Consider the following 14,081-nt stretch of genomic DNA (forward strand, 5'->3'; position numbering starts at 1 on the left):
ATAATAAAAAACGAGGTGTAAAAACCTCGTTTTTTATTATCAGTTTATAGACCGAACCGCTTCTTTCAGTTGTATCAAGGCTTGTTTTACCACACTTCGCGGACAAGCTAAATTTATACGCATATAACCTTTGCCTTCTTCCCCATAGATAGCTCCATCATTTAGGGCTAAATGTGCTTTATCAGTGCATAGGGCTACAATTTCTTTCTGACTGAGTTGTAATGCGCTGAAATCTATAAATACTAAGTAAGAAGCTTGGGGTACAATCACTTTTAATTGTGGTATGTATTTTTCGATGTAATGTATTACTTCATCAACATTCCCTTGTACATAGTTGAGCATTTGTTGTAGCCATTCTTCACCTTTGTTATAGGCTGCTACCACAGTGTTGAATGCAAAAACATTTCCTGCAGCTAATTCATTCCCCTCTACATAACTTTCAAAACGTCGGCGTAGGGAAGGGTTGGCAATCACGGCATACGAGGTAGCTAAACCTGCCATATTAAAAGCTTTGCTCGGAGAGGCAAATACTACCGAGTTTTGTGCAGCTTCTTCACTTACAGTAGCAAATGGGATGTGCTGATATGGTGGTAAGGTAAGGTCGGCGTGGATTTCATCGGCAACTACTATTACATTGTTTTGAGCACAAATAGTAGCTACTTTCTGCAATTCTTCACGTGTCCATACGCGTCCACCGGGGTTGTGAGGATGACAGAAAAGGAAGAGCTTGCAACCTTTTATCTTTTTTTCAAATACTTCAAAATTGATGTGATATTGTCCGTCTTTCAATTCAAGCGGACAGTTCACTAATTCGCGATGGTTGTTGCGAATCACCTGAGCAAAAGGATTGTATACCGGTTGTTGAATCATTACTTTTTCACCGCGCTCAGTAAAGGATTGCACAGCCATAGCCAAAGCAGGAACTACCCCAGGAACGAATGAAATCATTTCTTTAGCAATTGTCCATTGGTGGCGACGAGCTTGCCAACTGATGATTGCCTCATACCAACTCTCAGGCTTAGCAGTATAGCCAAAGATTTCGCATTCCATACGTTTTTTCATCACCTCCACAATAAAAGGAGGTGTTTTAAAATCCATATCGGCTACCCACATTGGTAGCAAATCGGTGCGCCCCCAGCGAGGAGCTAATGCCTCTAATTTTAATGCATCTGTATGTTTTCTACAAACTACTTCGTCAAAATTGTAATTCATTAGTCTTTAGTTGTTAGTTAAAAAGTTCTCAAAAATTGTTTAGGTGTTAGTATTGAAATATCATCTACCCTAAAATCTTTTTGATTACGTGTTATGATGATATTTATATTGTTTTCTTTAGCTGTAAAATATTGAAAACCATCTTCTAAATCTTTAAAATTAGAATGATGAGCTGTAAAAATAATTTCTTTATAAAAAGGAAGTATTTCAGTAATATCATAAATAATTTCCAATATTCTTTTTACTTCATCTTTTCTATAGGATTTTGATAATAAGTAATTTATTGTTGCAATAGAAATTGCTGAGATATAAGTTTTTATGTTTCTTTGATCACAATAATCAAATAATTTTTTAGCTTCTTGATAAAAAACTATGTCTTTTCATCACCAAATCTAATAAAATATTGGTGTCTATAAAAATTCTTTTCATCCTAAAGCAAAGTATTTTTCTTCAATATAGTTAGCGCATTCTTCTTTTACTTCTTCATCAGTCATTTCGGGTATAACACCTGTAATACTATCCAAAAGAACATTGATATCTCTATCTTTTCTTTTTTTAGGAAAAATCTCTTCTTGAATGTACAAACTCTTCAGTTGCTTTTCTATATAGTTTAAAAGATCTATGCCATTCTCTTGAGCATAAGATTGCGCTTTTTCCCAAATAATAGGGTTTATGGTTTTTGCTAATGTTTCCATATTATTGTTTTTTTAATTTACTCTCACAATATTAGCACCCAATGCTTTGAGTCGCCCATCAATATTTTCATAACCTCTATCTATCTGTTCTATATTATAGATGGTAGAAGTACCTTTGGCTGATAAGGCTGCGATGAGTAGGGCGATACCAGCACGTATATCGGGGGAAGTCATTAGGGTAGCGCGCAAAGGCGATTTGAAGTCGTTGCCAATAACTGTTGCGCGGTGTGGGTCGCACAATATAATTTTAGCTCCCATATCTATCAGCTTATCGATAAAGAAGAGTCGGCTTTCAAACATCTTTTGGTGAATGAGCACCTCACCACGTGCTTGAGTAGCGACTACCAGCACAATACTCAATAAGTCAGGAGTAAAACCAGGCCAAGGGGCATCGGCTACAGTAAGGATAGAGCCATCGATATAGTTCTGAATCTCATAGCCATTAGTGTGAGCGGGGATATGAATATCGTCGTTTTTCTTTTCGAAGGAAATACCTAACTTTTGGAAGATAGTAGGCATAATACCCAAATGTTCCCACCCCACATTTTTGATAGTAATCTCGCTGCGGGTCATAGCGGCCAAACCTATCCAGCTACCAATTTCAATCATATCGGGCAGAATGGTATGAGTACAACCCTCCAAGCGTTCTACCCCGTTGATAGTAATGAGATTAGAGCCAATACCTTGTATATCAGCCCCCATAGCATTGAGCATACGGCAAAGCTGTTGTACATAAGGCTCACAAGCAGCGTTGTAGATAGTGGTAGTACCTTCAGCTAATACTGCTGCCATAATAATGTTGGCAGTACCTGTAATAGAGGCTTCTTCCAAAAGCATATAAGTACCGTGTAGTTTTTCGGCTACTACACTATAAGTATAGTTGTTCTCGTCATATTCAAAATGGGAGCCTAATTTGATAAAGCCATCGAAGTGGGTGTCGAGGCGGCGGCGACCTATTTTATCTCCCCCAGGTTTAGGAATATAGCCTACGCCAAAACGTGTGAGTAGTGGTCCTACTACCATAATAGAACCGCGCAAGGCTTGCCCTTCGGTATGAAATGACTCCGATTTTAAGTAATCGATATTCACCTCATCTGCCTGAAAGCTATAAGAGCCTTTTCCTACTTTTTGAATTTTTACACCTAAATTTTCGAGTAAAGAAATGAGTTTATTCACATCCTGAATGTCGGGGATGTTGTGAATAGTAACTTTTTGGTCGGTGAGTAGAACAGCACAAAGCACTTGTAATGCCTCGTTTTTAGCACCTTGAGGAGTAATTTCTCCTTTAAGAATATGTCCTCCTTCTATCTTAAATACGCCCATTGTTATTCTTTTTATTAAATTTATTAGTAAAAACTTTTTTGTTTTGTTGATGTTGCTGATGGGGTTGATTTTGGTTCTGCTGCGGTATAGAACGGCGAGTGAGGTTCATTTTGGTACGTATCAATGCTTGACTGTCCCAAAGGTCTTCTTTCCTTTTGCGCAAATCTATCCGTCCTTTGCTCAATTCGTAAAGGTGTTCAAACACTACACTATCGTCTACCGCTTCTTTGTTCCAAGTGAGGAAACATTTTTTCATATGGTTAGCGATGGAATACTCCAAAGCCTCTCGTAAATCGCCTTTTTCCCATTTCACACAAGTATTGATGAGCCTAAGGATGATATTGCCATAAAATCGATATTTGAGTCGGTGTTGTGGATATTCTAAGCGGTCGGGGTGCTTGTGTAGGGTAGAGGGAGTAGGTTTCTCGTAAGGAGAATCTACATCTAACTGAAATCCCGACATTATAAACAATTGATCCCACAATTTGTGTTGAAAGTCGGGTACATCGCGTAAGTGGGGGAATAGGTTACCCATTACAGCAACGATGCTGCGAGCTGTGCGGTTGCGTTCATTGCGGTCTTCTAAAAGTACCGCTTTTTCAATCATTTTTTGAATGTGTCGCCCGTATTCAGGGATGTGCAAATGCGGGCGTTCGGTATTGTATTCTAAGGTTGTCATAGTGATAAAATTCCTTCTACTTTGCCAGCTTCTTTGTAAAAAGCAATTACCTCATCGGGATTTTTTACGGTGAGGCTTACCGAAACTCCTGTGTATTTATTGCCTGCTGAGGGGCGTGTGGTAATTTCGGCATCAGTATCTTTAAAAACATCCTCTAATTGCGCTAATTTAGCCTCGTCTTTAGGGATGATAAATTTATAGAGGTAGCGAGTAGGCCACAAACTTGTTTCTAAAAGTTCGTTTTTCAATCGCTCGTAAAATTCTGCTAATTCTTGTTCTGTTTTCATTGAGATGTAGTTTTCTAATTATTATAGAGTGCAAATATACAAATAATTTGTCAATTAACAAGTTTTTAAAGCTTAGTTATCAGCTCTTTCTCGTTTAATACTTATCAATACACTTTAATGTTCTTTGTAAATCAATATGTTGTAACTAATTGATTTTTAAAAATCTATCTTCTTCTGTCTCTTAACCCTCAACTCCCAACTTCTAAAAACTATTCCTTAAAATTTGTCATTTCAAAAAATAGTCGTACCTTTGCGCCCTGAAAAAATTACGTAATAAAAATTTAACATTGCAATGAAAAAAGAAATTCACCCAGAATCTTATCGTTTGGTGGCTTTCAAAGATATGTCTAACGACGATATCTTCATCACAAAGTCTACCGTAGAAACTAAAGAGACTATTGAAGTAGATGGGGTTGAGTATCCATTAGTGAAATTGGAAATTTCTCGCACTTCTCACCCTTACTACACAGGTAAATCTAAACTTATTGACACAGCCGGACGTATTGATAAGTTTAAAAACAAATACGCTAAGTTCCAAAAATAACATAGCAACTTCTAAAAACCTCCCCTTAAGGAGGTTTTTTTCTTATGAAAATACTCTCCGTCTCTCTCCATAATATTGCCTCTATCGAAGGCCCTTTTACCCTCAATTTAGAAGCTGAACCTCTCAAATCGGTGGGGTTATTCGCTATTACGGGGGCTACAGGTGCAGGAAAATCTACTATTTTAGATGCTATTTGCCTCGCCCTTTACAACGATACTCCCCGATTGGCGGCTACCCAGAGTTCCGTTGCTATTACCGATAGTGGGGTAGAGGTAAAGGCTAACAACGTGAAACACCTCTTGCGCAAAGGGGCTGTTTCGGGCTATGCCAAAGTGGTATTTCAGGCGGTTGATGGTAAGATTTACGAAGCCGAATGGCAGGTGAGCCGCGCTTACAACAAACCCTCGGGGGCTATTCAAAACGAGAAAATGCAACTCACTTGCTTAACGGATAATCACTTAATTGCCGAAAATCGCAAAACACTCGTACTCGAAAAGATTCGCGAATGTGTAGGTTTAACTTTTGATGAGTTTACTAAATCGGTGATTTTAGCACAAGGTGATTTTACTTCTTTCTTAAAAGCAAACGACGATAAACGTTCGGATATTTTAGAGAAACTCACTGGTACTGAGGTGTATACACGCGTCTCTAAACAGATACACGAACTTCATAAACAACACAAAAACGAACTTCAACTCTTAGAAAAACAGCTTGAGAATATTACTTTCCTAACGGAAGATGAACGTACAACGCTATCTACTCAACTCGCTGCTGATGAAGCTCAATTAAACAATTTGCAGTCATCGCTCACTGCCTTAAGAGCTCAACAACAGTGGTTTGACAATCAGAAATTGTACACACAACAATGGCAAGAGGCTCTTGAAAATAAACAAATAGCCGAGCAGGAAAAAATCTCACAAACAGAACGTTTTGCTCAGCTTGCTATGGTGGAGCAGTTGCAAGCTGTAAAAGGGGATATCCTCACCCAGCAAAAGGAAAGCGAAAAATTAGCACTCACCACACAACAATTAGAGCAAACTACTTTAGAAAAAGAAGAACTTACTACCGATAAGGCTCTTATTTCCAGTGATAAAGAGACTATCGAAAAGGATTTGGCAACAGCCAAAAAAACTTATGAAATAGCCAAACCTACTATCGCTAAGGCAAAGGAACTAGATATTCGTCTCACAGAACAGCAAAATGCGCTATTGCAATATCAGCAACAGTACAATACTAAAAAAACTGTTTTACAAACTAAAGAAACGGAACTTGAAAAAGTAGTGGAACATATCCAAAAAGGGGAGAGTTACATTCAAACTGAAGAACAATGGCTCAATACTCACCCCGATGAGGCTCAATTGTACCGCAATGCGCTGTGGTTAGAGCAACTCGCAACCGACCAGCAACTGCTCAACGAAAAACTAACTGCCTACAAGCAAACGGAAGAACGCCTTACACAACAACTCTCAAATCTGAAAGCTCAACACGCTATTGAAAATCTTCCCTCAACTGATATAGAGGCACTTGCTAAACAACAAAAGGATTATCTCACCGCTTTGCAAATGTATCAATCGGATAGAGAAGTGGCAAAACGAATGATGCAATATGAAGCACAGAAAATACAAGGAGCATCGCTCTTACAGGAGTTGCAACATACACAAAATCAAACGGAAGAGGCTATAACACAATTGCAAACAGCTCAGGCAGAAGCCAAAATTACTTGTGACACTGCTGAGCGTATTTACCAAAAAGCACAAATAGAAAATACCAAAGATGTAGCGTTTTTGCGTGAGCATTTGGTGGAGGGAGAGGCTTGCCCTGTATGTGGGGCACTACACCACCCTAATGCTCACAAGGCTGTCGCCGAACATCTTATCAATACGGTACATCAAGAATTTCTCACTGCCAAAAAGCATTTAGAATCGCTTACAAAAGACTTAATTACCAAAGAAACAGAGCTTAAAGAACTGCAAAAACGCATAGCACAGCAAACCACACAAAATGCTGAATATGCGACATTATACAACCAAGAGTACGAACGCTTAACACAATCGGTGTATTACTATATGGCTTATCCCACTGCTGAAATAGAGCCTTATATCACAAGTAAAATTTCTGAAATAGAGCACCTTTTAGCAGAAACTGAAACGCTTTTTGAAGTGCTTAACCAACTCAAATCACTCACCGATGAGCTGAATACTCTTGCAAAAGACACCCAAAATTGCGAACAACAAAGCCAGAAATACTTTCAGCAGTTGCAAAATTTGCAACTTTCGGCTACTTGGCTCAATCTTTGGCAAACAGATATTGCACAATTTCAAAAACAGGTTGTTACAGCTAAAACCGATTGGGAAACACATTCGGCTTGTCTTGAAAAATACAAAAAACGCCTTGCAGAACTCACACAAGAGCGTACAGAGCTTTCTTCTTCGGCTCAAGCGCTCCAGCAAGAACTCACTGAATTGACGGAGCGTATTACTAAAGAGCAAATTCAGTTGCAAAAAATGAAAGAAGAACGTAACAATTTGTTAGAAGGAAAATCGGCTCAAGAGATAGAGGCTACTTTTGAGAAACAAATAAATGAATTAACATCTCGGTTGGAGCAAAACCAACAGCAATACAATGCTATTTTGCTAAAACTGACAGCTAATGAAAAGACTTTAGAAACCTTAACAACGCAACAACAGCAATCGCAAACTCATATAACTGAGGCGACTCTTACAATAGAAGAATGGCTTACTACCTACCCCCCTGAGCAAATAGAGTTTATAAGAAGAAAGATGCTGGAGTGGGCAAATCGCTCTCACGAATGGCTACAATCAGAAAGACAAGTCCTTCAATCGTTAAACGAGCGCATAGCCCAATATAATACTATTGCTACAGAAAAACAACAAGCTCTTAAACAATTAAAAGAAAAACGACCGCTTGACCTTACAGAAGAAGCTACCATACAGCAACTGGCAGCTCAAACAGCTGAAGAAGATACGTTACGTGAGGCTGTAGTTACTCAAAAAAGTAGGCTTTTAACTGATAGTCAGCAGCGTGCTACCGCTGCAACATTGCATATAGCTAAAGAAGAAAAGGAAAAACTCACCCATCGCTGGAGTTTGCTCAACGACCTTATAGGAAGTAGTACAGGTAACACATTCCGCAAGTACGCTCAGGAATATACTCTTGATATGCTCTTGCAATACGCCAATATGCAAATGCGCTACCTCAATAGGCGTTACACTTTGCAACGCATTCCTAATTCTTTAAGTTTGCAGGTGATAGACAACGATATGGGTGCTGAGGTGCGTTCGGTTTATTCACTTTCAGGAGGAGAATCGTTTTTAGTATCTTTAGCTTTAGCTTTGGCACTTTCTTCACTCTCATCTACTAAAATGAATGTAGAAACCCTCTTTATAGACGAAGGTTTTGGCTCCTTAGACTCCGAAACGCTTTCTGTAGCCATAGATGCATTGGAAAGCCTACAAAATCAAGGGAAGAAAGTAGGGGTTATCTCTCACGTACAAGAAATGGTAGAGCGCATTGCTGTGAAAGTAGTGGTACAAAAGAAAGGCAATGGAAAGAGCAGTATAGTTGTTAGTGTTTAGTTGTTAGAAGGTAAGAAAACTACTTCAAAAATTTTACTCCAATTCTTACCCGTAATGAAAAAAGTTTGACGCTTAGGGTGATAGGCAATGCCATTGAGTACATCCACATCAGGAGTTTGCTCTACTTTGCTTTTGAGTCCGCGTACATCTATCACACCTTCAATAGCACCATTTTCGGGATTGATAATCATTATGCCGTCCTTTAGGAAAGTATTGGCATAAATCTTTCCGTTAGCAAATTCTAATTCATTAGCATAAGTGTAGAGCGATTTATTAGTGCAGAGTTGTAAACTATCAATCTCGGCATAAGTTTCGGGATGGAGTAACCAAATTTTTTCACTACCATCACTTTTGTAGAGTTTATCTTCTCCGTTATGGCAGAGCCCCCAACCTTCTTTACTTTTGCCATAAGCGAAAGTCTTCTGAAAGTTTAAATCCTTGTCATATACCATTCCTATTTGTTCTCTCCAAGTGAGTTGCAGTATTTTACCTTTAAAAACAGTAGCACCTTCGCCAAAGTATGAAGGTTGTAAAGGTACATTTTTATAAACTTCCCCTGTGAATGGATTCCATTTGCGTATAGATGATTCGCCGTATTGCCCTGTACTTTCTACAAGCGTATCACCTATGAATTCTAATCCTTGTGTATAAGCCTTCTTGTCGTGTGCATACTCATTGATGATTTTGTATGTATAGATTTTAGGAGCATCTTTGGCTAATAGCAATAGTTGTTTTTGTACGGTGTACTGTTGTCCGTTAGTAGTATGAGCAGTAACTTTTAGTTGCTGTTTGCCTAACGGCAGAAGAGCGTGCAGTACAATAGTATCGCCTTGAGCTTCTAAATGCTGTTGATGAAATTGAAAAGAAGTTTTGGTAATTGCCTCACTGAATTTTGGGTGTGTGATTTTCACCACAAGGGTATCACCTAAGTGGTATTCTTTCTTTTTAGGAAAGATTTCTATGTTAAAATCTTTGCCGTCATTAGGCGTATTTTTGCAAGCAACCACTGCTATTGCAAGCAGGATGAGGTATAAAAATCGTGGAAATGTAGTCATAATTTGTTATCTTTTGCTCTGGAAAATATAAGTAATAGTGCCTGTTTGTTCTTTTTTGCCACTCACCGCATTGAATTTAGCTTTTTGAGCGTAGAGTAATGAGTTTTCTAATAGACAATCATCAGTAGTTGTGGAATTAGCCCTATCAATAGCTGTTTTAGTCACACGCCCTGCTTCGTCCACAGTGATACTTACCACCACTTTTCCATCACGTTCACAAGTAAACACAGGATTTGGAATATTTCCTACTCTACCAGCTAAGGCGTATTTTACTAAAGTATTTTTATTGACTTTGTCACTTATTTTAGGAGTATTAGTTGTGTTTTGCAAACTGTGATCGGTGATAATGAGGTCGCCTGCCATTTTTTGGTTGGCTACTAATTCTTCTTTGGCAGCTGCCATTTCCTGAGCAGCACGTTCAGCCATAATTTCGTCTAAAGTTTTGAAATCATCAGTGTGTTGTAAGGAAACATCTGCTTGGTTGTAAGCATTGGTAGTGAGTTTGGTATTGTTAGTAGGAACATCGGCATTAGGAGAGGTTTCTTCAGGTTGTGGGGGCTCTTGAGGTAAATCATCAGGGGTAAGTGCCATTTCTATCATTATTTCTTTCTTCTTGTCGCTCAATTGTATTACCATAAGGGTGAGTACAGTACAGAAGAGTATGAGCAAAGTGATAGTAATTGCCTTATCAGTATTAGTGAACATTCGCATAAAAGCGCGTAATTCATACTGTAAACCAGAAGTTTTTTGAGCTTTTCGTCTTGGAAATATAGCCTCCATATTCAACTCGCCAGTAGGGTGGGAGGGAGGTGTTTCTTCACGTTCAAACTGACTGTTGATGGTTTTATTGCGATTGGCAAAACGGTCGTTGAGAACTTTCTTTTCTTGTGGTTCACCTACCACAGTAGTAAGAATAATAGGAGGAAGGGGGTGTTTCCTGAGGTCAGGAATATGAGCACTGACAAACTTCTCAGGACTTATGGCATCACTTACTGAAAAATCACCAATTTTGGTGCGTCGCAAAGCAGATAGATAGCCTCCTGAGCCTAAGGCTTTACCAAAATCGTTTGCTAAAGAACGTATATAAGTGCCTTTACTACATACCACCTCAAAGTGCAACTCAGGAAACTGACTTGCATCAATAGTGAAATTGTGAATGTAAATGGAGCGCTGAGGTACTTCTATTTCTTTGCCATCGCGAGCAAATTCGTAGAGGCGTTTGCCATTTTTTTTGATAGCCGAAAATACAGGTGGGGTTTGCACAAGCTCCCCCATAAACTGTTTTCGCACTTGTTCTATCAGTTCAGGAGTGATATGGTCAGTAGGGTAGTGAGCATCTATTTCAGTTTCCATATCGTAGGAAGGGGTAGTAGCTCCCAAGGTGATAATGCCCGTGTAGGTTTTTACAGCATCTTGTATTTCTGTGATTTTTTTGGTAAATTTACCGGTACAAATTACCAATAAACCAGAGGCAAGCGGGTCTAATGTGCCCGCGTGCCCTATTTTTATTTTCTTGAGTTTGTAATGCTTGAGAATTGCCCATTTGATTTTGTTCACCGCTTGAAACGACGACCATTGTAAGGGTTTATCAATAAGCAAGATACGACCTTCTGAAAATTCTTCTGGAGTTATCATATTCATTAGCAAATTTAGAAATTAGCAAATTAGTTAATTTCCGTAGTATTTTTCTCCTATGCGTATTTTCTCTCTACCATTGGCAACACGCCATTTGTTAGCATCGCGTAATGAGAAAGCACAGCCACAATACTCTTGCTGATAGAACTTTTCACTTTTACAGATTTCCATATTGCAGGCAGAGCCTCCGTTTTTGCGCCAATTGTAGTCCCAATAAGTAAGACCTTCATACTTGTTAGCAGCGTTTTTGCCTGCTTCATTCACTTGGTTGAGGTCTTTCCAGCGTGAAATACCTAAAGAAGTAGCAATGGTATCAAAGCCATTTTCGTGAGCATACAAGGCGGTGCGTTCCATACGCATATCAAAACACATAGCACAACGGCTACCGCGTTCGGGTTCAAATTCCATACCTTTGGCACGTGCGTACCAGTTATCGGTGTCGTATTCAGCATCTACAATAGGTACACCATATTTTTCGGCAAAACGAATATTTTCGTCTTTACGGATTTCGTATTCTTTTTTAGGGTGGATATTAGGGTTGTAAAAAAATATAGTAAAGTCGATCCCCGACCCCTGAATAGATAGTATAATTGAACCTGAACAAGGTGCACAACAAGTGTGTAACAATAATTTTTTGCCATTGTTAGGCAATACAAGATTCTTGTGAACTAATTCCATAGTATTTTGAGTTTTCTTTTAAAGGGCAAAAATACAAAGAAATAGTAATATATCAAGATTTAGGGGGATACATTTGTTTGAGAGCGTTCACATATACCTCTGCACCTTTACGTTTAAAGCCTTCATTTTCATAGAGCTTAATAGCTGCTTCGTTAGTAGGCGAGGTAAAGAGCAATATTTCGCCTAAGCCTAATTCTTTCCCTTTAGTTATCAGCTGCTGAATGAGTTGTGTGCCTATTTTTTTGCCACGTGCAAATTCATCTACCACTACATCTTCTATCCAACCTTTGTAGCCTGAAATCACTCTGTAGATAGCCATAGAAGCCATTCCGTGTAGGCGACCGTCTTCTATATAACCTACTACATAAGGAGCTTGAGCTTCATCATTAAAAAGGTTTGATAAAGGTTGCTGGTAACGCCTGCTCAACAATGAGAACAAGCGAGCGGCATCTTTTTCAATGGTTGGGGTAATGTTGCTTTTGTTTAAAAATGTAATCATATTATTTAGTTGTTAGTCATTAGTTTACTAGTTTTTAATCACCATATTCTGCCAAAGTTTTAAACTTGTACAAAGTTGATATACCTATTACTTCTCACACTTGTTATTTCTCTTGCTCCTTTTCATTACTATTCATCTACCACTTATCATTAAGCATTAATTTCATCTTCTGTTGTAATTCCTCAGCTTTTTCACCTGCTATTTTAGCGAAATTTTCACCTTTAGAGGCATAGATAATACCACGTGATGAGTTGATGAGCAGTCCGTAATGTTCGTTAAGTCCATAGTGACAAACATCTTCTAAGCTACCTCCTTGTGCACCAACTCCAGGGACTAATAGAAAGTGTTCAGGAATAATTTGGCGTATTTCTTTTAAGAATTCAGCTTTGGTTGCTCCTACTACATACATTAGGTTTTGGCTGTTTTGCCAAGTGAGTGAGGTGCGTAATACTTTTTTGTACAATTCCTCATCACTGAGTTTCTGTGTTTGAAAATCAAAAGCTCCTTCATTAGATGTTAGCGCTAATAGGATGGTGTGTTTGTTTTCAAAAGCTAAAAAAGGTTCTACTGAATCCCTACCCATATAGGGGGCAACAGTCACACTATCAAATTGCATATCCTCAAAAAAAGCTCTGGCATACATACTTGAGGTGTTGCCTATATCTCCGCGTTTAGCATCAGCAATGGTAAAAATATCGGGGTGGTGGCGGTTGAGGTAGTCAATCGTTTTTTTTAAGGCACGCCACCCTATTTCACCGTGAGCTTCGTAGAAAGCGGTGTTGGGTTTATAGGCTACTGTAAAGCGGTGGGTAGCTTCTATAATTGCCTTGTTGAAAGCAAAAATAGGGTCTTCCTCCTCAAGTAAGTGAGGAGGAATTTTAGTTATATCAGTGTCTAACCCCACGCATAATAGCGATTGCTTTGATTTGATTTGCTGGATGAGTTGCTTAATAGTCATTTTCTTCTATACGGGTAATTTCACGTTCGTAGAAAGCGATAGCTTCTGCTATAAGGTTCTCACTTTCAGCTTCTAATTCTTTAGTGTCCTCTTCGTCAAACTCTTCAAGCCATTCAACTTCGTCGTTATCTAAATTCAATACGAAGCGTGGATACTCTAAATGCACTACGAACATAGCGTCAGGCATATCGGTGTTGTCACCTAAAATAAATTTTGGGAAGTTACTCATTTTAATTCTTTTATTAGTTCAATAGCTTTAGCTACCCCCGTAGAGGCAACGTCTTTAATTACAGTAATATTATTTTTACTGCTGATACTTGGGCGTGGGTCTACATAATATATAGGAGTGCCTTCTTCAGCACAATTCATCAGTCCAGCAGCAGGATACACTTGTAGAGAAGTCCCTACAATGAGTACTATATCAGCAGTTTCAACTTCTTCGGCAGCCTTTACAATCATTGGTACATCCTCGCCAAACCACACGATATGGGGGCGCAATTGTGCGCCACTGGGGCTTAGGTCACCTACTTTGATATCTTCAGTGCAGTCGTAAAAAGTGTAAGGGTCGTCAACTCCACGCATTTTTAAGAGTTCACCGTGCAGGTGGATAATATTGGTGCTACCTGCACGTTCGTGCAAATCGTCTACATTTTGCGTGATAACTACCACATTATAGTCTTTTTCAAGCTCGGCAAGCAATAGGTGAGCAGGATTAGGTTGCACATCTTTTAGCTGTTTGCGCAAGCCGTTGTAGAAGTTCAACACTAGTTCAGGATTTTTGTTAAATCCGTAAGGGGTTGCCACTTGTTCTATGTCGTGTCCTTCCCACAAACCATCGGCATCGCGAAAGGTTTTTACACCACTTTCAGCACTGATACCAGCCCCTGTAAGGACTACTATTTTCTTCTTTTTCATTGGTA

15 protein-coding genes are annotated in these 14,081 nt (G+C 39.0%); 2 read left to right on the forward strand and 13 right to left on the reverse strand.

What is annotated here, in order from left to right:
• Positions 1 to 39: 39 nt before the first annotated feature.
• From JMN12_RS08605 to JMN12_RS08630, 6 genes are read right to left on the reverse strand one after another with little or no spacing between them, the layout of a single operon-like run.
• On the reverse strand, positions 40 to 1,212 hold the full coding sequence (locus JMN12_RS08605; RefSeq protein WP_203138639.1) for a MalY/PatB family protein: 1,173 nt from the start codon (positions 1,210 to 1,212) through the stop codon (positions 40 to 42).
• A gap of 17 nt (positions 1,213 to 1,229) precedes the next feature.
• Positions 1,230 to 1,586 (reverse strand): PIN domain-containing protein, encoded by a 357-nt coding sequence (locus JMN12_RS15265; RefSeq protein WP_315000971.1) that lies wholly within the window; start codon positions 1,584 to 1,586, stop codon positions 1,230 to 1,232.
• Positions 1,587 to 1,637: 51 nt separating this feature from the next.
• Positions 1,638 to 1,907 (reverse strand): DUF6364 family protein, encoded by a 270-nt coding sequence (locus JMN12_RS08615; RefSeq protein WP_203138640.1) that lies wholly within the window; start codon positions 1,905 to 1,907, stop codon positions 1,638 to 1,640.
• Positions 1,908 to 1,919: 12 nt separating this feature from the next.
• A complete protein-coding gene (murA, locus tag JMN12_RS08620; protein WP_203138642.1) occupies positions 1,920 to 3,230 on the reverse strand; it encodes a UDP-N-acetylglucosamine 1-carboxyvinyltransferase in 1,311 nt (436 codons plus the stop codon).
• The gene (locus JMN12_RS08625; protein ID WP_203138644.1) at positions 3,217 to 3,909 is read right to left on the reverse strand and encodes a DUF4290 domain-containing protein; all 693 of its coding nucleotides are present in this window, start codon (positions 3,907 to 3,909) and stop codon (positions 3,217 to 3,219) included. The genes murA and JMN12_RS08625 overlap by 14 nt, the downstream gene beginning before the upstream one ends.
• Positions 3,906 to 4,196 carry a DUF493 family protein gene (locus JMN12_RS08630; RefSeq protein WP_009412336.1) on the reverse strand — a complete coding sequence of 97 codons (291 nt, stop codon included), beginning with the start codon at positions 4,194 to 4,196 and terminating at the stop codon, positions 3,906 to 3,908. The genes JMN12_RS08625 and JMN12_RS08630 overlap by 4 nt, the downstream gene beginning before the upstream one ends.
• 292 nt (positions 4,197 to 4,488) lie before the next feature.
• On the opposite strand from JMN12_RS08630, the gene JMN12_RS08635 reads away from it, so the two are divergent.
• A complete protein-coding gene (locus tag JMN12_RS08635) occupies positions 4,489 to 4,740 on the forward strand; it encodes a type B 50S ribosomal protein L31 (protein ID WP_002680810.1) in 252 nt (83 codons plus the stop codon).
• A gap of 44 nt (positions 4,741 to 4,784) precedes the next feature.
• A complete protein-coding gene (locus JMN12_RS08640) occupies positions 4,785 to 8,336 on the forward strand; it encodes an AAA family ATPase (RefSeq protein ID WP_203138646.1) in 3,552 nt (1,183 codons plus the stop codon).
• Here the strand turns inward: JMN12_RS08640 and JMN12_RS08645 are convergent.
• The 7 genes from JMN12_RS08645 to JMN12_RS08675 all read right to left on the reverse strand — a co-directional run bounded on the left by JMN12_RS08645 (position 8,333) and on the right by JMN12_RS08675 (position 14,076).
• The gene (locus tag JMN12_RS08645; RefSeq protein WP_203138656.1) at positions 8,333 to 9,391 is read right to left on the reverse strand and encodes a glutaminyl-peptide cyclotransferase; all 1,059 of its coding nucleotides are present in this window, start codon (positions 9,389 to 9,391) and stop codon (positions 8,333 to 8,335) included. The genes JMN12_RS08640 and JMN12_RS08645 overlap by 4 nt on opposite strands.
• Before the next feature lie 6 nt (positions 9,392 to 9,397).
• A complete protein-coding gene (truB, locus tag JMN12_RS08650) occupies positions 9,398 to 11,026 on the reverse strand; it encodes a tRNA pseudouridine(55) synthase TruB (protein WP_203138658.1) in 1,629 nt (542 codons plus the stop codon).
• Between the two features lie 33 nt (positions 11,027 to 11,059).
• Entirely contained in the window at positions 11,060 to 11,704 is a 645-nt protein-coding gene (locus tag JMN12_RS08655; RefSeq protein ID WP_203138660.1) for an epoxyqueuosine reductase QueH, read from the reverse strand.
• A gap of 52 nt (positions 11,705 to 11,756) precedes the next feature.
• Complete coding sequence (locus tag JMN12_RS08660; RefSeq protein ID WP_203138662.1) at positions 11,757 to 12,203, reverse strand: GNAT family N-acetyltransferase; 447 nt, start codon at positions 12,201 to 12,203, stop codon at positions 11,757 to 11,759.
• A 136-nt stretch (positions 12,204 to 12,339) separates the two neighbouring features.
• Positions 12,340 to 13,161, reverse strand: a complete 822-nt coding sequence (gene pyrF, locus JMN12_RS08665; protein WP_203138664.1) for an orotidine-5'-phosphate decarboxylase — start codon at positions 13,159 to 13,161, stop codon at positions 12,340 to 12,342.
• Complete coding sequence (locus JMN12_RS08670) at positions 13,151 to 13,390, reverse strand: hypothetical protein (protein WP_009412344.1); 240 nt, start codon at positions 13,388 to 13,390, stop codon at positions 13,151 to 13,153. Before JMN12_RS08670 ends, pyrF begins: the two co-directional genes overlap by 11 nt.
• Positions 13,387 to 14,076 carry an SIR2 family NAD-dependent protein deacylase gene (locus JMN12_RS08675; RefSeq protein ID WP_203138671.1) on the reverse strand — a complete coding sequence of 230 codons (690 nt, stop codon included), beginning with the start codon at positions 14,074 to 14,076 and terminating at the stop codon, positions 13,387 to 13,389. Before JMN12_RS08675 ends, JMN12_RS08670 begins: the two co-directional genes overlap by 4 nt.
• Positions 14,077 to 14,081: the final 5 nt, after the last annotated feature.

Origin of the sequence: Capnocytophaga genosp. AHN8471, from assembly GCF_016806945.1 — a bacterium.
Classification (GTDB): domain Bacteria; phylum Bacteroidota; class Bacteroidia; order Flavobacteriales; family Flavobacteriaceae; genus Capnocytophaga; species Capnocytophaga periodontitidis.

Bases quoted from the DNA above. Each gene is read 5' to 3' on its own strand.
- JMN12_RS08605 (WP_203138639.1), bottom strand. From the start codon at position 1,212: ATGAATTACAATTTTGACGAAGTAGTTTGTAGAAAACATACAGATGCA.
- JMN12_RS08615 (WP_203138640.1), bottom strand. From the start codon at position 1,907: ATGGAAACATTAGCAAAAACCATAAACCCTATTATTTGGGAAAAAGCG.
- murA (WP_203138642.1), bottom strand. From the start codon at position 3,230: ATGGGCGTATTTAAGATAGAAGGAGGACATATTCTTAAAGGAGAAATT.
- JMN12_RS08625 (WP_203138644.1), bottom strand. From the start codon at position 3,909: ATGACAACCTTAGAATACAATACCGAACGCCCGCATTTGCACATCCCT.
- JMN12_RS08630 (WP_009412336.1), bottom strand. From the start codon at position 4,196: ATGAAAACAGAACAAGAATTAGCAGAATTTTACGAGCGATTGAAAAAC.
- JMN12_RS08635 (WP_002680810.1), top strand. From the start codon at position 4,489: ATGAAAAAAGAAATTCACCCAGAATCTTATCGTTTGGTGGCTTTCAAA.
- JMN12_RS08640 (WP_203138646.1), top strand. From the start codon at position 4,785: ATGAAAATACTCTCCGTCTCTCTCCATAATATTGCCTCTATCGAAGGC.
- JMN12_RS08645 (WP_203138656.1), bottom strand. From the start codon at position 9,391: ATGACTACATTTCCACGATTTTTATACCTCATCCTGCTTGCAATAGCA.
- truB (WP_203138658.1), bottom strand. From the start codon at position 11,026: ATGATAACTCCAGAAGAATTTTCAGAAGGTCGTATCTTGCTTATTGAT.
- JMN12_RS08655 (WP_203138660.1), bottom strand. From the start codon at position 11,704: ATGGAATTAGTTCACAAGAATCTTGTATTGCCTAACAATGGCAAAAAA.
- JMN12_RS08660 (WP_203138662.1), bottom strand. From the start codon at position 12,203: ATGATTACATTTTTAAACAAAAGCAACATTACCCCAACCATTGAAAAA.
- pyrF (WP_203138664.1), bottom strand. From the start codon at position 13,161: ATGACTATTAAGCAACTCATCCAGCAAATCAAATCAAAGCAATCGCTA.
- JMN12_RS08670 (WP_009412344.1), bottom strand. From the start codon at position 13,390: ATGAGTAACTTCCCAAAATTTATTTTAGGTGACAACACCGATATGCCT.
- JMN12_RS08675 (WP_203138671.1), bottom strand. From the start codon at position 14,076: ATGAAAAAGAAGAAAATAGTAGTCCTTACAGGGGCTGGTATCAGTGCT.